This is a genomic window from Methanobrevibacter sp., assembly GCF_045126245.1.
In the GTDB taxonomy this organism is placed as follows: domain Archaea; phylum Methanobacteriota; class Methanobacteria; order Methanobacteriales; family Methanobacteriaceae; genus Methanocatella.
The window spans coordinates 1-21,744 of the sequence record NZ_JBGVOG010000126.1; the positions used below are offsets into that span (position 1 = coordinate 1).

Genomic DNA, 21,744 nt, shown 5'->3' on the forward strand with positions numbered 1-21,744 from the left:
AACTTAAAATTCTAAAGTATTTCATTGAAGTCTGTGAAGAAAATGACCTGACTTATTTTTTGTATGCTGGAAGCTTGCTTGGCGCTATAAGACATCAGGCATTCATACCTTGGGATGACGATATCGACGTAATCATGTTTAGAGAGGACTTTGAAAAATTAAACAAAATCTTTGAAGAAAATATTGATGACAGATTTAAATTCTTTAATGTTCTAAATGAAGAAACATACCATTATACCTGGGGAAGACTAACCCTAAAAAACACCCTATTCAAGGAATGGTGGGGTGATCAAGTTGACTACACACCGAATATCTTTTTGGACATCTTTATTTTGGATAATGTTCCAAGCAACAAAATAAAAAAGTTTGTTCATAAATGGACATGCTTCTTTTTAAATATGCTAACATCATATTCCATCCTCAAATTTAAAAACGAGTCTAAAATAAAAGAAATAATTCAGCAAACAATCCACTACACAATAAAGATTCTTCATATTTCCCCAAACAGTATTAAAAAGAGATGCGTGAAGGAATTCACAAAATACCAATATGAAGACTGTGAAGAAGTCTGTGATTTCCCATCAGAAAACATGATGCAAATGTCCTTTAGAAAAGATTGGCTGCCTTTAAAAAGAGCAAAATTCGAAGACATGGAAGTGAACATACCCAACAATTTCGATAAGATATTAAGAATGGACTTTGATGAGTATATGGAACTTCCACCAGAAGAATCCCGATTCAATGGCGCTCCCGAAGAAATTGATTTTGGGGAATATTAAAATAGAAAACTAACTTTTAAAAATAGATTCTGCCAATGTGATATCAAAAGGACGGGTTATCTTAAAATTGCCCGGATCTCCAGGGAATAATTTTACATCCCTATCCCTTAAATGGAACAGCATCATGGCTTCATCCAATTTATCTATTTCATCATCTGACAAATCCTCATAAATTTCCAAAAATTCGTCAATGTTGAAAGATTGTGGAGTCTGTGCATGGCATAAATGCTTTCTTAATGGAATATCAGTGAGTTTTCCTTCTTCTTTAGATTCGAATATGACATCTATGGCCGGTACGGCGGCGCTTGCTGCACCTGTCTCAATAGCATATTTAATGCTGTCTTCAATTATTTTTTCAGATACAAATATCCTTGATGCATCATGGGTTACTAAAATAGAATCCTTTTCGCAATTTTGGTTTTTCATATACTGAATGGAATTTAAAATAGTTCCATTACGAGTCAAACCTCCCTCAATGACTACAATTTTATCGTTATGTGGGAAGTATTGCTCCATTAATCTTTTTGTCTTATCAATGCAACTTTTTGGAGAGGATACAATAATCTTATCAAAATCCTTAACATTTAAGTACTTTTCAACTGAATGAACCAGAATCGGTTTATTGTTGATTTTAACAAACTGTTTAGGTATTCCCTGCTTTAATCTGCTTCCTATGCCTCCAGCCAACATAGCTGCACAAATCATCGAATCATCCCATTATAATTTATTCCAAAATTCTTCAAATGCCCTTTCCGGGCTGATTCTATCAATAATAACATCATAAGTAAAATCAACGGTTGCAGAGCGAATGCCATATTCCTCACATAATTCCTTCATGATGATAATCGTATTTTTTCCTTCAAAAAGAACTCCTGAAGCCTTCTCATCAACTACAATTTTCTGACCATATAAAACGCCTAAAGTATGATTTCTACTTACGTTTAAAGTTGAAGCAGTGATGATATCTCCAAAACCGCAGTAATCATCAACAGTGTTCCTATTACCGCCAAATTTTTCTATTAGGTCTTTAGTTTCATTATAAGTTTTTGTGAATACTGAAAAACGTGCATTGTCATTAATTTTCATTCCTTCACAAATTCCCTGCGATATGGCAATTACATTTTTGATTACACCACAATATTCTACACCGATAACATCATCTGTGGCAGAAACCTTGAATTTGGAAGTTGATAATGCTTTTTTAACTTTTTCAAGATACTGTTTGTTTTCACATGCAATGGATGCTGAAGAAAATGTTCTTCCAACCATTTCAGAGGCAATATTTGGTCCGGACAAAACCGCGGCAGACATGCCAATTTCCTCTTCGATGACAACACTCATTCTTTTTTGAGATCCCTTTTCAAGACCTTTGGCGGTATTGACAATGACACAATCATCAGAAATAATGTCCTTTAAACTGCGGCTAACTTCCCTTATTGTAGATGAAGGCAATGTTAAAAAGATTACTTCAGCATTTGCCAATTCATTTAAATCATTTATAGCTACGATATTGTCCTGTAAACGAATATTCGGAAAATAATCCTTATTAAAATGTGTTTCATTTATGCAATTGGCAACATCCTCTCTTCTAGCATATAACAAAACATTTTGAGTATTATCACAAACAGTTTGGGAAATTGCAGTTCCCATTGCACCTGCACCAACAACGCCAATATTAGAAAACATGATTTAATATTTGATTTTTTAATATAAAAAATTAATACTTGCCAAAATCAAGAATTTCCGGTGCAGCATTATACCTGTCTTCTTCCGGAGGAATTTTCATATAGTCCCCATAGATTTGTGTTAAAAGCTTATCATAATTTTTAGGGATTCGGACTTCAAAATCTTCAAATTTGGCTTTGATTGCAGGTTCGAAATCACTTCTTTGATAAGCCATATACCCCGCGAGATTAAAACAGTCAACAACTCTTTCAGTTTCCCTATAGCTGAAAAATGTCATTTCTTTTGTAAGCAATTTCTTCCAAAACTTCTTGTTTATAGGAATGAAATTTAAAATATCATAAGCCAAATGATGCAATTTAGTTCTAAATTTTGTATACATATCCATTTTAATACATGAATTGATGACAAATTGATAACAGAAAGTATATCCATAATGATGCAGTTTTCCTAAAAAGTCACTATTAGGAAGATTATCTAGAGGAAACAAATCTATATTAATACCCAATTCATAATTCACATAAGAGGTGTACCATCGACCAAAAGTAGTGCCTTTAAGTGAAACTTTCGCCAAGGAACCGAAACAATCATCTATATAATCCATATGTATCAAATCATATTTATCCGGCAATTGCTCGTAAAGAACTTCTAAAGCTTTATCAAAATCTTCTCTAAATAAAATTATATCAATATCATCATCCCACGGAATAAATCCTTTATGCCTTATTGTTCCTAAAAGGGAACCTCCATACATATAGTATTTTAAATCGTTTTTATCTAAAATGTTTACAACATCCTTGAGAATCATTAATTCAAGTTGTTGTATATGCTTTATTTCCTCATCACTATATTTTCTAAATTCATCCCTACTCATAAATTATTTTCTATTTAAAATTGTATATAAATTTATGTAAAACAAGAAAAATCTTTTTTAAGGGAATGGATAATGTTCCATTTGTTATAAAAAAATATAAACGATTTAGTGAAATTAAAGACATTCAATATTGTATAAATGTTAGGAAAATTGAAAAATGCAAAGAAATTTAATTAATTGAATAATTATCCAGTGGCTTTAATCAAACAATTTAAATAACATTTTAAAGTTACTATTTTTATGAACAGGAAATACATAATTGCCATCATTGCAATACTTTTAATAATTTGTGCTGGTGCTTTTTCAGTTACACATCTCTCAAATGCTGGTTCTGCATCCACAAGTATTGATGCAAACGCACTGGAAGACAGAGGCAACCTAGTTGTCGATGCAAAAAGTTTAGACGAAAGCAAAGGATTATATCACACAGACAGTGCCGACACCAATGCTATTTTAGTTAAAAACGGAGGAGTTCTGAAATTGGTCGACTCCCTTTTAAATAAAACAGGTGATACACAAACTTCAGGAGATGACGCTGACTTTTATGGTGTCAATTCCGCAATTTTAGTAAATACCAACGGTACTTTGGATATTTCAAATGTTGAAATCATCACAAATTCCAAAGGGTCAAACGGAATTTTCGTAACCAACGCTGAAGCTTCAGGCAATGGCTCTTCACAAGGCTCAGGAGACGGAGGCCAACCACCAGAAGCAACCGGAAATGGCGGGGCAGGACAAGGCTCAGGAGACGGAGGCCAACCACCAGAAGCACAAGGCTCCGGTGAAGGAGGTCAGGCCCCTGGAGGAAACGGTGGCGGACCTGGCGAGACCACAGTTGAAGGAAACACACAGGCAAATATAGAAAATGTGAAAATCACAACACATTCAGACAAGTCAAGAGGTCTTGATGCAACATACAACGGTATAATCAACGCCGTTAATGTAATCATCAATACTGACGGTCAAAGCTGTGCAGCTCTTGCAACCGACCGCGGAGAAGGCCAGGTGCATGTTAAAAACTCAGAAATCAACACTGGAGTAAGTAAAGATTCAGGCAGAGGTTCACCTTTAATCTATTCAACAGGAAACATTACCTGCGAGAATACCAAAGGTACCGCGTATGTATCACAAATCGCATGTATTGAGGGTAAAAACTCAATTGAATTAAAAGACTGTGACCTGACAGGTTATGCGGAAGGTAACAGAAAAGATGGTGATGCTTACGTTGATTTGGGTGGAATATTCATCTATCAGAGCATGAGCGGTGATGCAGATGTTGGAACATCACATTTCTCAGCTGAAAACACCAAACTGACAATAGCTGAAGACTCATCAGTTTACTCCGAAGCTCCAATGTTTCATGTTACAAACACAGCATGCGTTATCGACTTGGAAAATACCGAGTTGAGCTTTGGCAGCGGAACATTCCTAGAAATTGCCGGTCAAAGCCAATGGGGAACTCAGGGTTCCAATGGAGGAACAGCTGAAGTAAACACAAATAATGAAAAAATAGAAGGAAACGTTATTGTTGATTCAATTAGTTCTTTAACTTGGATTATGAAAAATACAGAGTTTAAAGGAGCAATCAACTCCACAGGAAACACAACTGTTAACGTTGCTGAAGGATCCACCTGGACCTTAACCGGTGACAGTTCCGTTTCTGCTCTGGAAGTTTCCGGTAATATTGACTACGGTTCATACACTTTAACCGTAAACGGTCAAAAATACACTAGTTCAAATCCTTATAAAGGATAGGAAAGATTAGTTCTTTCCCAATTTTTATTTTTTTAGCAGTCAAAACCTGCTTCATATACTTCTTTTAACAATTCAGGCTGGGATTTTGCATCACCGATAACAGTGAAAACAGCCTTTTCTGTCGGGTTTTTTGAAAAGCTGATGAAGTCCCGGATTCCTGTCAATGCATTGCCGTTTGAAGAGCCTGCGGAAGTTATGATATAGTAATCCTTATCTTCCAAGTGGTTAAATATAGGATAGCATCTGTCAAAGAATCTTTTAAGTGTTCCGCACATGGAATAGTAATAGATTGGAGTGGCATATACAATTACATCAGCTTCCATCATCTTGTCAAGGACTTCAGCCAATCCATCTTCCTGGAAACATTTCATTTCAGGAGTCTTGCATTTCATGCATGCTTTACAAGAGTGGAATCTGATTTCTTCCAGATTATATTTCACAGCAGCATTGTCCGCATCAAGGGCTCCCCTTACAAATTCATCACATAAAGTATCTGAATTTCCACCTATTCTCGGTGAAGAACTTATAACAATAACCTTTTTACTCATCTTCAATCCATCCTTTCGCTTTTGAAACATCACCCATGAATCTAATTCCTTTTGAAAAATTGAGTTCTGGATATGTTGTCTGCAAATCGCTTACGCATTTGTCAATTCCGGACCCCCCGGAAGTGCAGAATGCCTTGATTGTTTTTCCGCTCAAATCAACACTTTCTATGAAAGTATTGATTATTGTAGGTGCTGTATACCACCATACAGGAAAACCGATAACAACAGTATCATAACCTGAAACATCACAGGATTCCTTAATTGGAGGTCTGAATTCCTTGTCGTTCATTTCAATTGTTGATCTTGAATTCTTATCTGTCCAGTCAAGGTCTTCAGGAGTGTAAATCTCTTCAGGCACAATTTCAAAAATATCATAATCATTTTCGCCAGCTATCTTTTCGGCAACGCTTTTAGTTACACCGCTAGCTGAGAAATAAGCTACTAAAACATCACTCATTTTATCACCTATTTAAAAATTAAGACATTATCATATATAAAATTGTTTATACATGCAACAATTAAAGAAATAATCGCATTAACTAAAATCAATTTTAATTTTTTCTCAATTTCAACAAATAATATAAACGAATAAAAACAAATTATATAACAGTATAAATTAATGAGGTAAAAAAATGTCAAAACCTGTTGTTGCAATAACAAGGCCACAAGATAGAGCAAAAAAGGCTTGTGAAATTGTTGAAAAATTAGGAGGGGTGCCGGTACTTGCCCCAACTCTTGATTTGAAACCAGTAAATACCCAATCACTAAAAGATTTAGTTGCAAAAAAAGACGAACTTGATTGGATTATATTTACATCCCCAACAACAATAGTTTCACTGAACAAATTTTATCCGGATTTTATAAAAACCTTAGACTGCAAATTGGCAGTTATTGGAAACAAAACCGGGAAACTGGCTGAAAAGCAAGGATTGACTGTTGATTTGATGCCCGAAGACTTCACAGCAGAAGGCCTTATTGAAGAATTCAAAAAAAGAGAGATTACAAATCAAACAATAGGCATTCCGAGAACCGCTTCTGCAAGGCCTGTTTTACCTGAAAGCTTAGAAAAACTTGGAAACAAGGTAATTTTAGCTGAAGCTTACAAATCACTCTTTCCAATGGACGATGCAAAAGTTAAGAATTTGATAACTAAAATCAGAAACAAGGAAATTGATGCGATAACATTTACCAGCCCACTGACTGTTGAAAACTTCTTTACAATAGCTGAAGACAAACAGGAAATAGCTGAAATGTTGAATGAAAACCTGTTGACAGTTTCAATCGGCCCCATTACCGCAAAGGTTTTAGACAAATACAACGTTGATCACATTTACCCAGATACATATACGGTTCCAGACATGATGGAACTATTATTTAAAACATTGAATAGGTGTTAGAATGATTACCATTTGGCCACAATATTTGAATAAAAACTTAAGTCTTTCCGAAGGCCGCAAGATTTCACTAGAGGATGCAGTTAAAGATCCCACTATAAGTGACATTGAAAAGGCCCTGAAAAGACTAGGACTACAGTATAACGTGCAAAAAGAGTTTTCATATCCTGGAAAATGGTATGAAAAATCAGGAAGAGTTTTAGTTGAATGGGATAAGACCAAACTGGAGCTTATCCGTGAAATCAGTTTAAAGATAAAAGAATTCAAGAAATGATTACTATGGAAATGCCACAGCTAATGACTCAGCAATACCATCAGGCAAGAGAAATCATTGAGCAATCAAATGACATTAAAATCTATTCCCATATCGATTGTGATGGTATCTGTTCAGGCGCAATATTATCAACCATCCTTGACAGACAAAATAAATCTCATGACATTGAATTTGTTAATTTGGATGTCCTAGATGATATAGAACTTGACCACGAACTTACAATTTTCTCGGATTTGGGTTCCGGTCAGAGAGTTGATACAAACGCAAAAGATTCACAAAAAATCATAATATTGGACCACCACCCTCCATTAAGGGATCTCGACTATAAAAACGATAAGAATTACACTTATCTGGAAATCAATCCACTGCATCATGGGATTGACGGGTCATACTACGTTTGCGGCGGAGGATTATGCTATTTTCTAGCAAAGGAATTTGGATACAATGATTTAAGCTGGATCGGAGTTCTTTCAGCTATTGGAGATATGCAAAATACAAAATCAGGACATTTTGAAGGTTTAAACGAAATCATTCAACAGGATGCGATTGATGGAGGTTATCTTGAATTAACCAAAAGCGACATCAACATTTACGGGCGCAACACCAGACCGTTATTTGTTGCCCTTTCCTATTTCAGTGATGTGAAATTGCCGATTACCAACAATACCACTGAAACCATGGCTCTTTTAGAAGAACTCGGAATTGATGAAAAGCATAACCGAAAAACGCTCAATGAACTGACCATGGAAGAAAAGGCAAAATTATACCAGAAACTAGTTGAGATGATTTCAAAAGTGGTTCCAGGAAAATATGTAAGATACATACCTCAGCTCATCATTGGAGACTCATATACATTTCTAAAAGAAGATGAAGACAGTTTCTTAAGGGACGGATCTGAATTTTCTACAGCCATGAACGCATGCGGAAGAAATCATGAAGAAAAAGTGGCAATGGAAGTTTTAAAGGGAGATAGAATCGAAGCACTTGACGAACTTGAAGCTATCAGTAAAACTCACCGCTATAATTTAGCTACTGCAATATCCGCAGTTGCCGAAAGTGATGAAACCCATATAATAGAACTGGAAAATCTCCAATACTTCGACGGCAATGGAATTAAACCTGAAATTGTCGGAACAGTAACCGGAATGATTTTAGGATACTGCAATTGGAAAAAACCAATTATCGGATTTACACAAAGCGATGAGAAGGGTCTTAAAGTTTCTCTTAGATGTTCAAGATTGCTTTCATATGATGGAATTCACTTCGGGAATATCATTCGAGAAATTGCCTCTGAAGTTGGAGGTACTGGCGGAGGGCATGCAATGGCATGCGGTGCATACATTCCAATAGACAAAAAAGACGAATTCATTAACTTGTTTAATGAAAGTCTAAATAACAAAATTACAAATTAATTTATATAATTTAAGAAATAAATATTAAAATACTAATTTATATTGGGGAATGAATTATGAAAACTTTTAAAAAGAGAGGTGCTCTTACACACTTTCAAATATTAAGTGAAATTTCAAAGCAAGACCCTCATCTCAAACAAAAAGATTTGGCTAAAAGTTTAGGGATTACAATACAGGCTGTTTCTGAAAATATTAAAACTTTGATTGAATTAGGTTATATTACCTCTAAAGACGGTAGGTCACCTTATAAAATTACCCAAGCCGGTATTGATAAGGTAAAAAGAGATGCCATAAGTTTAAGAAAGTATACTGATTCCGTTTTAGAAACTATGAATCATTACAAAACTATTTGGCCGGCAATTGCAGATGAAGATTTAAAACAGGACGATGTTGTTGGACTTTACATGAGCAATGGAGTCTTATATGCCCATAAAAAAGAAGAAAATGCAACTGGTGTTGTCATGGAAGATGCTGAAGCCGGCAGAGATGTATCATTGACAAACCTAACAGGCATTATTGACATGACAGTCGGTGAAGTTACAGTCATCATCGTTCCAACAATTAAGGATGGAGGTTCCAAAGCCTCTGATTTAGAATTAATCAAAACAATTTTTGAAAATGGAACAAATAGTGGTGCTAAAATCGACAAGGTTGCTGTCGCAGGTACTGTTGCACGTGCCATTGCAACTATCCTCGATATAAAAATTGACATTGAATTTGCAGCCCCTCAAGCAACCGCAAATGCCGCTCGTAAAGGATTGAATGTTATTGCAATTTGTGTCGGAGACATGAGTAAAGCATTTATCCGTGAGCTGGAAAATGAAAAAATTAAATTCAATATTATTGATGGTGGAAAATAATTAATTTTCTATTATCATCTTTAATAATCTGGCGGCTAGTTCAGTTGAATTAGCTTCATTCTTTTTTATAATCTTTATATATTCATCGACATTATCTTTTGATTTTTTAATTTCATCCAGAATAAGTTGGCTTTTAATTTCATTAATCTCTAAAAGCGTGGGGATTTGCTTTTCAGAAATCCTATTCGATTTTTTAATATTGTTGAACCTTGAAATTTCATCTTTTGAAACTAAACTAAATGCATAACCTGTTTTGCCTGCACGTGCTGTCCTTCCAATGCGATGGGTGTAGTCATCCGCATTTTGAGCCACATCATAGTTTATTACCACATCAACCCCATCAATGTCCAATCCCCTTGCAGCCACGTCGGTTGCAACCAGAATATTGATGTTTCCATTTCTAAATTTGTTCATAACCTTGTCTCTAGCTTTTTGGGTCATGTCCCCATGCAATGCATCGACATTGAATTCCTGCTTTTTCAAGTGTTTTTTTACAAAATCAACACTTTTCTTGGTATTGCAAAATATTAAAACAAGTTTCACGTCATAAGCTCTAATTAAACGAGTTAATGAATCAAATTTATCCTTTATATCACATTTATAGAAATATTGGGTAATTTTTGGGAGGTTTTTCTTATTTGAAGAAATTTTAATAAATTTCGGATTTTTTTGGTATTTTTTAGCAATTTCCCGAATTTCAGAAGGTATGGTTGCTGAGAAAAGTAAGGTTTGCCTTTGACTTGGAGTATTGGATAATATTTTCTCAATATCTTCCTTAAAACCCATTTCCAACATTTCATCAGCTTCATCCAACACGACACTTTCGATGCCTATTAAATCCAGATTTCCCCTTTCGATATGATCAATTACGCGACCCGGAGTTCCAACAATAATGTGGACTCCTTTTTTTAAAACCCTTGTCTGTTTTCCGATTGGTTGGCCGCCATAAACGGCCAAAACTTTAAGTTTTTTAATTTTGGATCCTACACGGCCAATCTCATCTGCAACCTGCATGCATAACTCTCTTGTAGGGCACAGGATAATGGCCTGAGGTGATTTGTCCGGAATGAAAATCTTTTCCAAAACGGGAACTGCAAAGGCGATCGTTTTGCCTGAACCAGTTTGCGCTTGTGCTGTTATATCGATTCCTTTTAAAGCTTCTGGAATTGCCTTCTGTTGAATGGGTGTTGGTTTTGAAAAACCCATCTCTAGAATGGCCTGCTTAACTTGTGATGAAATGTTAAAATCTTCAAAACTCATTATATTAATATTTAAAAAAATAGCTATTTAACCATTTAGACTAACTTTGATTGGTGTGATTTTTGTGGAAATTCGGATAGATATTCAAAAATTTCACCACTGTCATTCATGATTCCATTTTTTGAAGTGACATCTCTAAAAATCTCCATTAGTTTAGTGTTTTCAGGTGAAGGAATTGCATAATCCCTGCCAAATTCATCGACATATCTTTTTTTTAATCCTGGAAAATGCTCATCCAATTTTTCATAAAAGTATTGTCTGCTGCCATCCCTTAAAGTTAAGCCCATTTCAAAACAGATTATCCCCCTGACATCAGCTTCAATGCAATATCCAAGGAGTCTTTTAATGTTGTCTTCAGTATCGTTTATATAAGGTAAAATTGGACATAACCAAACAACAGTCGGAATTCCGGATTCCTTTAGAATGCTTAAAACTTCCACCCTTCTTTTTGTTGTACATACATTAGGTTCCAAAATCCTGCATAGATTCTCGTCTGCAGTCGTTAACGTCATTTGAACAACCACTTTTGATTTCTCATTGATCTTTTTAAGCAGTTCCAGATCTCTAAGTATTAAATCTGATTTTGTTATGCAAGTAAAGCCGAATCCATATCTGTATATCAATTCTAAAGATTTTCTCACATATTGCAAATGTTTTTCAAGCGGTATGTACGGGTCGCACATAGACCCTGTTCCAATCATTGCTTTAGGTCTTTTAATAAGTTCCTTTTTTAGCAATTCAATAGAATTCCGCTTAACTTCAATATCTTCAAATTTATGGTCCATCCCATAAACTCCGCTTCTTGAATCACAATAGATGCAACCATGTGTACATCCCCTATAGAGATTCATTCCATTTTTTGAAGATAATATGCTTTTGGATGTTACATAATGCATAAAATTAGTTTATAAAAAATACTATATAAAAAAGCACTAAGAGCCGATGAAAAGTATTATCAAATAAAAAGCAACATAAAATAAAATATGCAACAGAAAAACATTACAGGATTTGACAATGAATACACAATTAAAAAGCACCCTGACATAAAAGATGTCCAAATTATTGAAGATAAAAACAATTTCCCCATTAGTTGGCTCAACCAACAGGGATATTGCGAATATCAGATATATCTCGAGTACATGGAAGGTATTGAAACTGCACCTACCGGCGCAATGACCCATGGCAGTCAAATCCACCAGCAGCTTGAAGACATCTTTAAGCAAGATGCAACTCCGGCAACCTTTGAAGAGGTTGTAGAAACATCAAAAAGCGAAGCAAGCATGTCAAGAGAATGCTTTGTAATTTCTCCCAGTTACGGCATAAGAGGGTATATTGATGAAATATGGATGAAACCGGATGAAATTGTGATAATAGATGATAAGCCTGGCCGCACACCATATCAATCAACAATGAATCAAGTTAGGGCATACTGTCTAGCTTTTAAGGACATGACCAATGATTCCAGGAAAATCAAAGGTGCACTTAGAGAACGCGGTACCAACAATCTCTTTTGGATTGAAGTGTTTACTCCTGAAATTGAAAAAGAGATAGAATTTACAATAAATAGGATGCAGGGATTATTGGACGGTTCAAAACCTTTCATTCCAACTAAAAATCCAAACAAATGCAGATCCTGCAGATACAAAAGTTACTGTGAACATTCGAAAAAATAGTATATTTAAACAACTCTATTCAAACCTAAATATATTTTATTTTTTTTATAGATTTTCTCAAGTATTTCGTTCCACTCTTCGGCGGTAATCCTTCCTTTATTTGGAATTAAAGCATCAAGAGAAGACTCATTCAGGTTCAAAATATCCGCTAAAATGAATGATAATGTTTTCCCGGTTAAAGATAAGTCATAAGGATCATAACCGGTTACGGCTAAAACCCATAGATTTTCACGGGTGGCCTTTTTATATTCTTTTTTTAGAGATTCAAACCAACTGCAGATTTTATTATCCTCTTTACCAATACCTGAACCAATTGAAATATAATAATCTTCACCGTCAAAATCGATTGAACTTAAAGCATCATCAATCTTGGATTTAAGTTCCGGCGAATCGAGACTTAGTTCATATTCATTGTTTGCAATATAATGGGATACGTAGTTTTCAATTTCCTTTTTATTTTTAAAATATCCTATTGGTTCCAATCTATCGGAATCAACATCACACAAATCAAAAATAAGGTCTTCATCAACTTCACAAACTTCATAACCATCAAGCTTATGTGACTTATACTCTTTAAAGTCAAGACAATAATTTTCCAAGTCTTCCTTATTTAAATACCATAATATTTGAACTTTTTTAATCATCATATCAAAAAAAAATAAAAAAAATTGAGCTTATCTAAGCTCATCGACAACAACAGTCTTTGTAATATAGGCCAAAATTCTGTCTTTATCTAAAAATTTGCCGATACCCCAATCAAAAATAATTGGAATCCAGAATATTTTAGATAAATTACGTACTATTGCCTGAGCCCAATTTATATATGCACCATTTCTTGAACGAACCTGCAAATACATTAAAGATTTGCCGACGGTAGCTCCTTTTATTTTTTCACAAGCTACAAAATAAGCCATAATCAGAATTGGAACAAGAACCGGGAAAATTTGATATACATAGTAAACATCAACAGGATTTATTACTAAAAAACATAAATAAGATACAATCCACATGAATGATGAAACAACAAAAAAGTCAAGAACATAAGCAATTATTCTTCTTGTAAATACAGATACCATTTTATCACCTTAACATACTCTTGGAACAGGATCGGCTATTGGCGCTTCAAGAATTCTTTCACCACCAATAGGTGTGTTGACGATTACATAATCCCCTTCAACCACTTCACCGATTATTGCAGCATTTTCACCATATTTTTCGCCTTTAATAGCCTCAAGGACTGCTTCAGCCTTATCCGCCTTAACGCCCATGACAACTTTTCCTTCATTGGCTACTTCAAATGGGTCAATTCCTAACATTTCAGATACAGCATGAACTTCATCTCTTATTGGAATTGCTTCTTGTTCAAGCACAACACCAACACCCGCTTTAGATGCCATTTCATTGATTGCATTTGCAAAACCCCCTCGTGTAGGGTCTTTCATTGCTGTAACTCCTCCGATTTCTAAAGCCTTTTTAATTATATTCCACATTGGAGCAACATCAGATTTTAAATCGGTTTCAAAACCGAAACCTTCTCTAAATGACATGAGACTCATTCCATGATCACCCAAACTGCCGGTTACGATAATCTTATCTCCTACTTCCAAAGTTGAATCACGAATGACTTCCCCTTTTTTAGCTAAACCAATACCTGTAGTCACCATTACAATTCCATCAAGTTTTCCTTGAGGCATTACTTTGGTATCACCGGTAATTACGGCAACATCAACTTCCTCGCAGGTTTCATTTAAGGATTTCATTATTCTATCCAAGTCTTCAATCGGGAACCCCTCTTGCATGATGATTGCATTAGATATAGCCAATGGACGTGCACCCATTACAGAAACATCATTGATGGTTCCTGCAGCTGAAATTCTGCCTATGTCTCCACCTGGGAAAAATAACGGATCGATAGTGTGACCGTCAGTTGTTAGGACAATTTCATAATCGCCCATAGGAATAGATGCACCATCATCTAAATCATCTAAGCTAATACCACCATTTACGCTCTTTTTTGTGATATTATCTAAAACTGTGCTAGCAATTAAGTTAGCCATTACTTCTCCGCCAGCACCATGATTCATATTAATTTTATCTTCTGACATTTTATCTCCTAATTCAATAGTATATAACAAGATAATATATGTAATAACAAGTATATAAAATTATGAAAAAAAGATATGAATTACATGATTTTAATTTTACAAAAGATTTTAAAAAAAGAATCTTGGGCACATCGGAAAATGTGCCCTGAAAGGCCGTATTTTTAGATTACTGCTTCAGCATAATGAATTGAATCTTCTGCAATCATTGCATCAAGTTCAGCGTCATTATACCAAACATCCAACAATTCCTGACATTCGCTGCTTAAATCACTGAGTGATCCGGCATCGTCAAAGCCTGAGCTTGAAAAAATACTGTCCACATCTATGGACTCTTCTATTACACTATTTTCAGCAGCTTCAACAGCCCACCCCTGAGCTAAACTGCATCCGACATAACCTCCAAGCCCGCCGGCTAAAGCACAGCCTGCAATCAAAGTTATGCAAATCGCATACCTGTTAACGTTCACATCATAAACATTTGAAATGATTGCCTTTGAACATATGGCGCCCACAGCAGCCCCTATGCCTGCACCTACAAGAATTCCTATAGCCGGATTTAATGTGTATCAAACCAGTAATCCATATGGTTTTTGTTAAAATTAATATTCCTAAAAATGCCAATGCCTCCTAAATTTTCAACGGCTGTATTGAATCCTTCGACTAAGCTAAAATTCCAAATTTTAAACATTTTTACCTCTAATTCCTCACGATTAATATTTTGAGGAACATTTGCTATTTTTTTTCTCTACAAATTTAGGTATTCTAAAAATTATTAATAAAATTTTTCGCGTGTAAGTGTTGCTTGCGGCAAAAACCAAAAAATAGATAATCAATAAGCAAAAATAGCAAATAAAAAGTAAAATTTAAAAAAAAAGAATTTAAAGAAATATCTTTAAATTAAAATTCCGTTGATAACACCATCTTGACCAGGTCTGGATGTTACCTTAGCATTACCTTCAGGAGTTTCCACAATTGCACCTTTGGTAATGATGTTCCTTCTTACGTAGTTAGGGTTTGCAGTGTTTTCAACTACATTAAGAATATCTACTACTTTGGTTTTGCCGTCAGCATCAGTGACATTGATTTTATTACCAGTAGCTAATCTGAGTTTTTCGTTTCCACCACGGGTTCTAATTTTTCTTAATTTTTTTTCATCTAATCTGGTTTCAGCTGGATCTCTACCTAATTCAGCTTTTCTTTTTCCACGGTTTGCAACATTTCTTGCACCGGATGGACTTCTAGTTGATTTTCCTTGAGAAATTGCCATTATTTCACCTAAATAAATATAATACATTAAATAATAATCGCAGTCTATAAGACTCTTTCAATTAAAACTGTAAGCAAGAAAAAATAACAGTTTAATTCTGAGAGCAAAAAAGAGCCCTAAAGAATAATGATAATAAGATATTACTTTATCATTATATATAAACTTTATTTTTTTAAAAGAAAAAAGTGAATTTATTTTTTATTTTTTAAAATAAAATTATCAACCAGCTTATCGAATTCCTCTTCAGTCAAGTTCTTATCAGAAGCCGCATCCAAAATTTTTTGGATTTCCTCTTCGGAAATTGAATCTCCTAAAAAATCAATCAGCAGTTCTCTTAAATCGCCATCATCAATGTATGCTTCCCCACTTGAAGAAACAAATTGTGAGTTGCCCTCATCATCCAGAGTATAATATGGAACTTCTTTCATAAATCAATCCCCAATGTTAACAAATTTATAATAAACTATGTCATATGGATCATTTTCAAAATGCCATTTGCAGTAAAGCAATTCTCCATCACCAAATTCAAAATTATCCTCCGAATCGGCACCCTCAACCTGAATAACAATATTTATGCCATCATCAATGTTTTCAACATCAATGCCCAGATCATCCAGGTCAATAACTATCTCATCATTATTTTCATCATTGGGAATGACAACGACAATTTCATCTTCAGGCATCTCCAATTCCCGACCATTCATGATTTCATCATCCACAACGATTATTTCATCATTTCCTTCAAATAATTCAATAGTATTGTTTTCCTTGTTGCTTTCCAATAAATAACCTTTAGCAAATAGTTCTTCAATGTCCAAACAACATGAAGGACAAGTAAAGTTTCTTTCGAGTAATTCTGAGCCGCATGAAGGACAATAATTTATTTTGACTATAATATTCACCTCAAAAAATCCATATTTAATATTACTATTTAATAAGTGATATTTAAAATAGTGATATGAAAAAAAGGATAATGGATAATTAGTAATTAGTATCCATTAAAAAATTTATTTTGGGAATTCCACATCTATTTTCAGATTTTATGGAACATATCTTCAAATCTTCAATAAACATGTTAAAGGACAGGAAAACACTATCACAATCAATGGCTATTTTGACATTGGAATTTTCCAAAATAGTCTTAGGGACATTGAACACATTTGATGCATTATCAACAAATACGGAACATGGAATGTTATTTTTATCGATAGCTAAAAAAATTCCATCTGAAATGCTGTAGTCTGCACAATAGCTATTTTTCCCATCAATTTTTCCAACGAACGTATCATTTATTTCGTCATAACTTGAAATTAACCTTTTTGTATTCATTTTAAAAACCTCACTCATAGTATATCCAGAATAACATATAATTAAAACCTAAGAGCGTCTGAAAACTAATATAACCTTCTCATTAGATAAATAGTTTAATATAAAGGCAATAAAAATGAAATTAAAATAAAAAATTGATTTAGAAAACTATTATTAACACTTCAATTAAATAATTATATAACAATCAAAAGGTGTCCCAATGGTAGAAGAGACAAAAGAACAATTAGCTCTTGAAGCGGAAATCAAAGCGCAAGCTCAAAAATTCATCACATACCTTAACTCAACCCTTCCCGAAAGTATGGAACTTGAATATGAAGGGTTTTACAGAAGAGGGTTTTTTGTAAGTAAAAAAAGGTATGCAGTAATTGAAGACGGGGAAATTATAGCCAAAGGACTGGAATTGGTTAGGAGAGACTGGGCGCCGATTGTTAAAAAAACACAAGAATCCGTTTTAATGGCTATTTTAAAGGAAGGAAATTCTGATAAAGCTATTGAAGAAGTAAAAAAAGTATTCAAAAGAATAAAAAATGGTGATGTTGACAATAAGGAACTTGTCATCCACACACAAATTACAAAGCCCCTTGACCAATACAAGCAAGTTGGACCTCATGTTGTTGCTGCAAGAAAAATAGAGGAACATGGCATTAAAGTTACACGAGGGACAATCGTGCAGTATATAATTGTAAAAGGAAAAGGATCCATTAGTCAACGGGCCGTACCATATGAATACAGTGAAGGATATGCATATGACAAAGATTACTACATCAACAATCAAATGATTCCGGCTATCGAGAGAATAATGTATTCCTTCGGATATTCTAAAAAAGACTTACAAGACCTTGCCCGCGGAGAGGTCCAGCAAAGTCTAGATGCATTTTTCTAAAAAAATTTATAAGATATTATAATTAAAATTATAATCATATGATGAACAATGATGACCGTGTTGTTTTTTTCGATATAGACGGCACACTACTTGACACAACAGCTTTTGCTGAAACTGCAAGAAAAGCAGCTATTGGATTGATGGTTGATAATGGTTTACCTTTAGACAAAGATGAAGCATATGGCGTTTTAAAAACAATCATACGTGAAAAAGGATCAAATTATGGTAAACACTTCAACGTATTAACCCAAGTTGTATTAGGCCATGAAGACCCAATGCTTGTAGCTCTTGGAATGATAACATACCACAATGTTAAGATAGCGCTTTTAAGGCCCTATGCAGAAACCATCGATACTTTAATTTATCTTAAAAGTCAAGGATATCGTCTAGCTGTAATTTCAAATGGGATTACAATAAAACAATGGGAAAAATTAGTCAGATTAAATGTATATTCCTTTTTCGATGCTGTAATTACATCCGAAGAGGTCGGTAAGAAAAAACCAGACAAGCTAATTTATGATGTGGCCTTAAGAAAAATGAAAGGAAATCCTGAAAAATCAGTGATGATAGGAAATAAATTTAAGGAAGATGCGTTAGGTGCCGTGAATGCCGGTCTAAGTGCAATTCTTGTAAATTCAGACATCACAGAAGATGACAGGGAATACATTAAAAAAGAAAAATTAGATATAACAATCATTGATAATATTGGTGATGTAAACACAGTATTATAATCACCAAATTAACTTATTTTTAAAAATCCAGTTCCAATGTTACTGGACAGTGGTCAGAACCGTATATTTCATTTAGGATTTCAGCTGATTTTACCTTATCCCGGATTTCTTCATTTACATAAAAGTAATCAAGTCTCCAACCGGCGTTTCTCTCGCGTGCACGGGTTCTGTAACTCCACCAAGTGAAATTATTCTCGCCTTCATCAAACATCCTAAAAGTATCAATGAAACCGGCCTGTTCAAGTTCATCAAGCCATGCACGTTCTTCAGGCAAATAACCGGATTTTCCTTCACAGTTTTTAGGATTGTAAACATCTATCGGATTGTGGGCGATATTATAATCTCCGGTAATTACAATATTTTTACCCTGGTTTTTTAGCTCAACAAGTTGTTCCAGCAATGCATTGCAGAAATCAACTTTAAAATCAAGTCTTTTGGCATTCATTCCGCTATTAGGGAAGTATATATTATATAAAATGAAATCCGGATATTCAATTCTTAAAACCCTGCCTTCACTGTCAAGCGCTTCAATGCCGAGACCTTTGACAACATCGACAGGTTTTATTCTTGAATAAGTTCCAACACCGCTATAACCTTTCCTTTCAGCCTCATTGAAAAATGAGTCAAAACCATCCACATCATCCAATTTCTTAGGAATTTTATCTTTAGTGGCTCTTACTTCCTGAAAGTTGATAATATCAGCATCAGTATTTTCAAACCAGTCCCAAAACTCTTCCTTTTTAGAAACTGCTCTTATTCCATTTACATTCCATGAAACCAACTTAATTGACATTATAATTCGACTCCATTATCAAGAGGAACTTCACGAAGCCATTTGATATCACTTTTATAAAGCATACGAATGTCTTCCACATCATACCTTATCATGGCCAACCTTTCAATACCCATACCGAAAGCCAATGCAGGCTGATTAATTCCCAATGGTTTTAACACTTCAGGTCTGAACATTCCAGCCCCACCAAGTTCAATCCAGCTTTCCTTTTCCTCCAGATAAATTTCACTTTCAGTAGACAAATAAGTATAAGGGAAATAAGCCGGTCTGAATCTTACTTCAAAACCTAATTTCTTATAAAACTCTTTTAGAACACCTAAAAGATTTTGATAGCTAATTCCTTCACCGCATACAAGTCCTTCTACCTGATGGAACTCCGGCAAATGTTTATAATCGAAAGTTTCCCTTCTGAATACCCTACCTACAGAAAACATCTTGATTGGAGGTTCATGTTCAAACAAGTGCTTTGTAGATATTCCTGTAGTGTGAGTTCTTAAAACACTTTGGCGCGCAATATCTTCGCTCCAATCATATTGCCAACCGGTTGAACCTGTATCCGCGCCGGTTTCGTGAGTTTCAGCAGTCAATTTTACCAAATCATCATCAGTCAAATCACAAGTTAAAGGGTTTTTTAGATAAAAGGTGTCCTGCATTTCACGTGCCGCATGATCCTGCGGTTGGAAAAGTGAATCAAAGTTCCAGAATGCAGATTCAACATATTCTCCGTTATCTTCAACGAATCCCATATCCAAAAATATTTCTCTTATTTCATCAATGATGACTCTTAACGGATGCTTTTTACCTGCAAATACTATAGGCGCTTCAGCATTAATATCATAAGGACGATATTGTAAGCTTTTCCATTCCCCTTCTTTTAATTGTTGGTGTGTTAATTGAGTAGCCTGTTCTTGAATGGTGAATCCTTCTTTTAGGATAGCTTCACCCTTAGGTAAAATTACAAAAGAATGTGAGGTTTCTTTTTTAATATCTAAAATATTTTTCCTGCCTGCAAGTTTTTTAATTCCGTCCATCAAATCATCAGTGAAAAGTTTAACACCATCAGCATTTGCTTTAAGATAGTTCAATGTTTCTTCATCCACATCAAGTTTGGATACAAAATCTTTACCAAAATCTGTGATATTAACCATTCCCTTATCGATTTCAGCCCAATTTTTACGACGTAACCAGCCAATAGCAATATTGGTTTCTTTTTTGTCCACACCGGTTTCATCGGCTAAATCTTTCATATGAATTTGTTTCTTATCCGCCAAAACATCCAAAATTCTACGTTCCGGAAGCCCTTTTTCAGCATATTCCACACCATCTTCAGTTAAAGAATAAGTTTTTTGAACTTCTTTTTCAACTTCAATGATATCTTTAGATGCAAGTGAACCCGCTGCACTCATTACAGATTTAATATCCATACCTGTATTTTGAGCAATCTCTTCCGGAGTGGCTTTAGGATTAGCCTCAAGCTCTTTTAAAAGTTTCTTTTCATAAATATGTAATTCACTAATGGTTTTTTTAATATCCTCACTCATTTAAACACCATAATTTTAAGATTAATAATATAATAATATATGTTAAAAAACATTTATAAATATGATGTTAATTACAAAAAAATAACTTAATTTAATAGAAAATAAAAATAATTAATTATGTCTGAAATTAATGAATCTGTAGAATTATTTGAAAATGGTTATATGTGCTCCCAGGCAGTATTTGCAGCATTTTCACCCGCCCTAGGTCTTGATAAAGAAATGGCATTGAAAATTGGAGCATGCTTTGGAAGTGGAATGAGCAAAGGAGAAGTCTGCGGAGCATGCACCGGCGCACTTATGGTTTTAGGTTTGAAATATGGTGAAAGTAAAGAGAAATCAAACGAAACATGCGAGAGATTTTTAGATGAATTTAAAAGCGAAAATGGATCTTACATCTGCAATGACCTGCTCGGTTGTGATATTTCAACTCCCGAAGGTGTGAAATCTGCAGTTGAAAACAATTTATTTAATGAATTCTGCCCAAAAATGGTTGAATCAGCTTCAAAAATTGTAAAAGAAATTATAAATGAATAAATTAAAAAAAGAAGTTATTCAAAATTAGATTTCAAATAACTTACAAAAA

The 21,744-nt window shown here is 34.5% G+C and carries 27 protein-coding genes; 10 read left to right on the forward strand and 17 right to left on the reverse strand.

Annotated elements, in window-relative coordinates; all coding sequences use genetic code 11:
- On the forward strand, window positions 1-779 hold a 779-nt coding region (locus tag ACJMLZ_RS09010), incomplete at its 5' end, for a phosphorylcholine transferase LicD (RefSeq protein WP_405305289.1).
- A 9-nt stretch (window positions 780-788) separates the two neighbouring features.
- Here ACJMLZ_RS09010 and ACJMLZ_RS09015 read toward each other — a convergent pair.
- The 3 genes from ACJMLZ_RS09015 to ACJMLZ_RS09025 are packed head-to-tail and all read right to left on the reverse strand — an operon-like array spanning window position 789 to window position 3,336.
- Window positions 789-1,484, reverse strand: a complete 696-nt coding sequence (locus ACJMLZ_RS09015) for a 2-C-methyl-D-erythritol 4-phosphate cytidylyltransferase (RefSeq protein WP_405305290.1) — start codon at window positions 1,482-1,484, stop codon at window positions 789-791.
- A 12-nt stretch (window positions 1,485-1,496) separates the two neighbouring features.
- Window positions 1,497-2,465: an NAD(P)H-dependent glycerol-3-phosphate dehydrogenase gene (locus ACJMLZ_RS09020; RefSeq protein ID WP_405305291.1), complete on the reverse strand. Its 969-nt coding sequence runs from the start codon at window positions 2,463-2,465 to the stop codon at window positions 1,497-1,499.
- A 31-nt stretch (window positions 2,466-2,496) separates the two neighbouring features.
- The gene (locus ACJMLZ_RS09025; RefSeq protein ID WP_405305292.1) at window positions 2,497-3,336 is read right to left on the reverse strand and encodes a phosphorylcholine transferase LicD; all 840 of its coding nucleotides are present in this window, start codon (window positions 3,334-3,336) and stop codon (window positions 2,497-2,499) included.
- Window positions 3,337-3,576: 240 nt separating this feature from the next.
- Between ACJMLZ_RS09025 and ACJMLZ_RS09030 the strand changes: the two genes are divergently transcribed.
- Window positions 3,577-5,091, forward strand: a complete 1,515-nt coding sequence (locus ACJMLZ_RS09030; protein ID WP_405305293.1) for a hypothetical protein — start codon at window positions 3,577-3,579, stop codon at window positions 5,089-5,091.
- A gap of 32 nt (window positions 5,092-5,123) precedes the next feature.
- Here ACJMLZ_RS09030 and ACJMLZ_RS09035 read toward each other — a convergent pair whose 3' ends face one another.
- Complete coding sequence (locus tag ACJMLZ_RS09035; protein ID WP_405305294.1) at window positions 5,124-5,639, reverse strand: flavodoxin family protein; 516 nt, start codon at window positions 5,637-5,639, stop codon at window positions 5,124-5,126.
- Complete coding sequence (locus ACJMLZ_RS09040) at window positions 5,632-6,096, reverse strand: flavodoxin (protein ID WP_405305295.1); 465 nt, start codon at window positions 6,094-6,096, stop codon at window positions 5,632-5,634. Before ACJMLZ_RS09040 ends, ACJMLZ_RS09035 begins: the two co-directional genes overlap by 8 nt.
- 175 nt (window positions 6,097-6,271) lie before the next feature.
- Between ACJMLZ_RS09040 and ACJMLZ_RS09045 the strand changes: the two genes are divergently transcribed.
- Genes ACJMLZ_RS09045 through ACJMLZ_RS09060 form a run of 4 tightly spaced genes read left to right on the forward strand, consistent with a single transcriptional unit; the run spans window position 6,272 to window position 9,579 of the window.
- The gene (locus ACJMLZ_RS09045) at window positions 6,272-7,036 is read left to right on the forward strand and encodes a uroporphyrinogen-III synthase (RefSeq protein ID WP_405305296.1); all 765 of its coding nucleotides are present in this window, start codon (window positions 6,272-6,274) and stop codon (window positions 7,034-7,036) included.
- Between the two features lies 1 nt (window position 7,037).
- On the forward strand, window positions 7,038-7,307 hold the full coding sequence (locus ACJMLZ_RS09050; RefSeq protein ID WP_405305297.1) for a signal recognition particle subunit SRP19/SEC65 family protein: 270 nt from the start codon (window positions 7,038-7,040) through the stop codon (window positions 7,305-7,307).
- A complete protein-coding gene (recJ, locus tag ACJMLZ_RS09055) occupies window positions 7,304-8,719 on the forward strand; it encodes a single-stranded-DNA-specific exonuclease RecJ (RefSeq protein ID WP_405305298.1) in 1,416 nt (471 codons plus the stop codon). Before ACJMLZ_RS09050 ends, recJ begins: the two co-directional genes overlap by 4 nt.
- A gap of 56 nt (window positions 8,720-8,775) precedes the next feature.
- Window positions 8,776-9,579: a winged helix-turn-helix transcriptional regulator gene (locus ACJMLZ_RS09060; protein WP_405305299.1), complete on the forward strand. Its 804-nt coding sequence runs from the start codon at window positions 8,776-8,778 to the stop codon at window positions 9,577-9,579.
- On the opposite strand, the gene ACJMLZ_RS09065 is transcribed toward ACJMLZ_RS09060, so the two are convergent.
- Window positions 9,580-10,839: a DEAD/DEAH box helicase gene (locus ACJMLZ_RS09065; RefSeq protein WP_405305300.1), complete on the reverse strand. Its 1,260-nt coding sequence runs from the start codon at window positions 10,837-10,839 to the stop codon at window positions 9,580-9,582.
- Between the two features lie 35 nt (window positions 10,840-10,874).
- On the reverse strand, window positions 10,875-11,735 hold the full coding sequence (locus ACJMLZ_RS09070; RefSeq protein ID WP_405305301.1) for a radical SAM protein: 861 nt from the start codon (window positions 11,733-11,735) through the stop codon (window positions 10,875-10,877).
- An 87-nt stretch (window positions 11,736-11,822) separates the two neighbouring features.
- Between ACJMLZ_RS09070 and cas4 the strand changes: the two genes are divergently transcribed.
- A complete protein-coding gene (gene cas4 / locus ACJMLZ_RS09075) occupies window positions 11,823-12,512 on the forward strand; it encodes a CRISPR-associated protein Cas4 (protein ID WP_405305302.1) in 690 nt (229 codons plus the stop codon).
- 5 nt (window positions 12,513-12,517) lie between these two features.
- On the opposite strand, the gene ACJMLZ_RS09080 is transcribed toward cas4, so the two are convergent.
- The 8 genes from ACJMLZ_RS09080 to ACJMLZ_RS09115 form a co-directional block, all read right to left on the reverse strand.
- Complete coding sequence (locus tag ACJMLZ_RS09080; RefSeq protein ID WP_405305303.1) at window positions 12,518-13,156, reverse strand: hypothetical protein; 639 nt, start codon at window positions 13,154-13,156, stop codon at window positions 12,518-12,520.
- Window positions 13,157-13,186: 30 nt separating this feature from the next.
- Window positions 13,187-13,588 (reverse strand): RDD family protein, encoded by a 402-nt coding sequence (locus ACJMLZ_RS09085; RefSeq protein ID WP_405305304.1) that lies wholly within the window; start codon window positions 13,586-13,588, stop codon window positions 13,187-13,189.
- Between the two features lie 9 nt (window positions 13,589-13,597).
- The gene (hypE, locus tag ACJMLZ_RS09090; RefSeq protein WP_405305305.1) at window positions 13,598-14,617 is read right to left on the reverse strand and encodes a hydrogenase expression/formation protein HypE; all 1,020 of its coding nucleotides are present in this window, start codon (window positions 14,615-14,617) and stop codon (window positions 13,598-13,600) included.
- Between the two features lie 161 nt (window positions 14,618-14,778).
- Window positions 14,779-15,129: a hypothetical protein gene (locus ACJMLZ_RS09095; protein ID WP_405305306.1), complete on the reverse strand. Its 351-nt coding sequence runs from the start codon at window positions 15,127-15,129 to the stop codon at window positions 14,779-14,781.
- Between the two features lie 380 nt (window positions 15,130-15,509).
- Window positions 15,510-15,884: a 30S ribosomal protein S8e gene (locus ACJMLZ_RS09100; protein ID WP_292820475.1), complete on the reverse strand. Its 375-nt coding sequence runs from the start codon at window positions 15,882-15,884 to the stop codon at window positions 15,510-15,512.
- 191 nt (window positions 15,885-16,075) lie between these two features.
- Window positions 16,076-16,312 (reverse strand): hypothetical protein, encoded by a 237-nt coding sequence (locus ACJMLZ_RS09105; RefSeq protein WP_405305307.1) that lies wholly within the window; start codon window positions 16,310-16,312, stop codon window positions 16,076-16,078.
- 3 nt (window positions 16,313-16,315) lie between these two features.
- Window positions 16,316-16,786 carry a hypothetical protein gene (locus ACJMLZ_RS09110; RefSeq protein ID WP_405305308.1) on the reverse strand — a complete coding sequence of 157 codons (471 nt, stop codon included), beginning with the start codon at window positions 16,784-16,786 and terminating at the stop codon, window positions 16,316-16,318.
- Window positions 16,787-16,865: 79 nt separating this feature from the next.
- Window positions 16,866-17,213 carry a hypothetical protein gene (locus tag ACJMLZ_RS09115; RefSeq protein ID WP_405305309.1) on the reverse strand — a complete coding sequence of 116 codons (348 nt, stop codon included), beginning with the start codon at window positions 17,211-17,213 and terminating at the stop codon, window positions 16,866-16,868.
- Window positions 17,214-17,412: 199 nt separating this feature from the next.
- Here ACJMLZ_RS09115 and ACJMLZ_RS09120 point away from each other — a divergent pair, with 199 nt between their 5' ends.
- Window positions 17,413-18,096, forward strand: coding sequence for a DNA polymerase domain-containing protein (locus ACJMLZ_RS09120; RefSeq protein ID WP_405305310.1), 684 nt, complete (start codon window positions 17,413-17,415; stop codon window positions 18,094-18,096).
- A gap of 38 nt (window positions 18,097-18,134) precedes the next feature.
- Window positions 18,135-18,827: a TIGR02253 family HAD-type hydrolase gene (locus tag ACJMLZ_RS09125; protein WP_405305311.1), complete on the forward strand. Its 693-nt coding sequence runs from the start codon at window positions 18,135-18,137 to the stop codon at window positions 18,825-18,827.
- Between the two features lie 19 nt (window positions 18,828-18,846).
- On the opposite strand, the gene ACJMLZ_RS09130 is transcribed toward ACJMLZ_RS09125, so the two are convergent.
- Complete coding sequence (locus ACJMLZ_RS09130) at window positions 18,847-19,620, reverse strand: exodeoxyribonuclease III (protein ID WP_405305312.1); 774 nt, start codon at window positions 19,618-19,620, stop codon at window positions 18,847-18,849.
- Window positions 19,620-21,161 (reverse strand): phenylalanine--tRNA ligase subunit alpha, encoded by a 1,542-nt coding sequence (locus ACJMLZ_RS09135; protein WP_405305313.1) that lies wholly within the window; start codon window positions 21,159-21,161, stop codon window positions 19,620-19,622. Before ACJMLZ_RS09135 ends, ACJMLZ_RS09130 begins: the two co-directional genes overlap by 1 nt.
- A gap of 117 nt (window positions 21,162-21,278) precedes the next feature.
- Here ACJMLZ_RS09135 and ACJMLZ_RS09140 point away from each other — a divergent pair, with 117 nt between their 5' ends.
- Window positions 21,279-21,695 carry a C-GCAxxG-C-C family protein gene (locus tag ACJMLZ_RS09140; protein WP_405305314.1) on the forward strand — a complete coding sequence of 139 codons (417 nt, stop codon included), beginning with the start codon at window positions 21,279-21,281 and terminating at the stop codon, window positions 21,693-21,695.
- The last annotated feature ends 49 nt before the right edge of the window (window positions 21,696-21,744 follow it).

Excerpts from the sequence above, each read along its gene's own strand:
- ACJMLZ_RS09115 (WP_405305309.1), bottom strand. The coding sequence starts at position 17,213 with ATGAATACAAAAAGGTTAATTTCAAGTTATGACGAAATAAATGATACG.
- ACJMLZ_RS09035 (WP_405305294.1), bottom strand. The coding sequence starts at position 5,639 with ATGAGTAAAAAGGTTATTGTTATAAGTTCTTCACCGAGAATAGGTGGA.
- ACJMLZ_RS09060 (WP_405305299.1), top strand. The coding sequence starts at position 8,776 with ATGAAAACTTTTAAAAAGAGAGGTGCTCTTACACACTTTCAAATATTA.
- ACJMLZ_RS09065 (WP_405305300.1), bottom strand. The coding sequence starts at position 10,839 with ATGAGTTTTGAAGATTTTAACATTTCATCACAAGTTAAGCAGGCCATT.
- ACJMLZ_RS09040 (WP_405305295.1), bottom strand. The coding sequence starts at position 6,096 with ATGAGTGATGTTTTAGTAGCTTATTTCTCAGCTAGCGGTGTAACTAAA.
- ACJMLZ_RS09020 (WP_405305291.1), bottom strand. The coding sequence starts at position 2,465 with ATGTTTTCTAATATTGGCGTTGTTGGTGCAGGTGCAATGGGAACTGCA.
- ACJMLZ_RS09025 (WP_405305292.1), bottom strand. The coding sequence starts at position 3,336 with ATGAGTAGGGATGAATTTAGAAAATATAGTGATGAGGAAATAAAGCAT.
- ACJMLZ_RS09085 (WP_405305304.1), bottom strand. The coding sequence starts at position 13,588 with ATGGTATCTGTATTTACAAGAAGAATAATTGCTTATGTTCTTGACTTT.
- ACJMLZ_RS09045 (WP_405305296.1), top strand. The coding sequence starts at position 6,272 with ATGTCAAAACCTGTTGTTGCAATAACAAGGCCACAAGATAGAGCAAAA.
- ACJMLZ_RS09135 (WP_405305313.1), bottom strand. The coding sequence starts at position 21,161 with ATGAGTGAGGATATTAAAAAAACCATTAGTGAATTACATATTTATGAA.
- ACJMLZ_RS09140 (WP_405305314.1), top strand. The coding sequence starts at position 21,279 with ATGTCTGAAATTAATGAATCTGTAGAATTATTTGAAAATGGTTATATG.
- ACJMLZ_RS09105 (WP_405305307.1), bottom strand. The coding sequence starts at position 16,312 with ATGAAAGAAGTTCCATATTATACTCTGGATGATGAGGGCAACTCACAA.
- ACJMLZ_RS09080 (WP_405305303.1), bottom strand. The coding sequence starts at position 13,156 with ATGATTAAAAAAGTTCAAATATTATGGTATTTAAATAAGGAAGACTTG.
- ACJMLZ_RS09130 (WP_405305312.1), bottom strand. The coding sequence starts at position 19,620 with ATGTCAATTAAGTTGGTTTCATGGAATGTAAATGGAATAAGAGCAGTT.
- cas4 (WP_405305302.1), top strand. The coding sequence starts at position 11,823 with ATGCAACAGAAAAACATTACAGGATTTGACAATGAATACACAATTAAA.
- ACJMLZ_RS09120 (WP_405305310.1), top strand. The coding sequence starts at position 17,413 with ATGGTAGAAGAGACAAAAGAACAATTAGCTCTTGAAGCGGAAATCAAA.
- hypE (WP_405305305.1), bottom strand. The coding sequence starts at position 14,617 with ATGTCAGAAGATAAAATTAATATGAATCATGGTGCTGGCGGAGAAGTA.
- ACJMLZ_RS09015 (WP_405305290.1), bottom strand. The coding sequence starts at position 1,484 with ATGATTTGTGCAGCTATGTTGGCTGGAGGCATAGGAAGCAGATTAAAG.
- ACJMLZ_RS09125 (WP_405305311.1), top strand. The coding sequence starts at position 18,135 with ATGATGAACAATGATGACCGTGTTGTTTTTTTCGATATAGACGGCACA.
- ACJMLZ_RS09070 (WP_405305301.1), bottom strand. The coding sequence starts at position 11,735 with ATGCATTATGTAACATCCAAAAGCATATTATCTTCAAAAAATGGAATG.
- recJ (WP_405305298.1), top strand. The coding sequence starts at position 7,304 with ATGATTACTATGGAAATGCCACAGCTAATGACTCAGCAATACCATCAG.
- ACJMLZ_RS09030 (WP_405305293.1), top strand. The coding sequence starts at position 3,577 with ATGAACAGGAAATACATAATTGCCATCATTGCAATACTTTTAATAATT.
- ACJMLZ_RS09100 (WP_292820475.1), bottom strand. The coding sequence starts at position 15,884 with ATGGCAATTTCTCAAGGAAAATCAACTAGAAGTCCATCCGGTGCAAGA.
- ACJMLZ_RS09050 (WP_405305297.1), top strand. The coding sequence starts at position 7,038 with ATGATTACCATTTGGCCACAATATTTGAATAAAAACTTAAGTCTTTCC.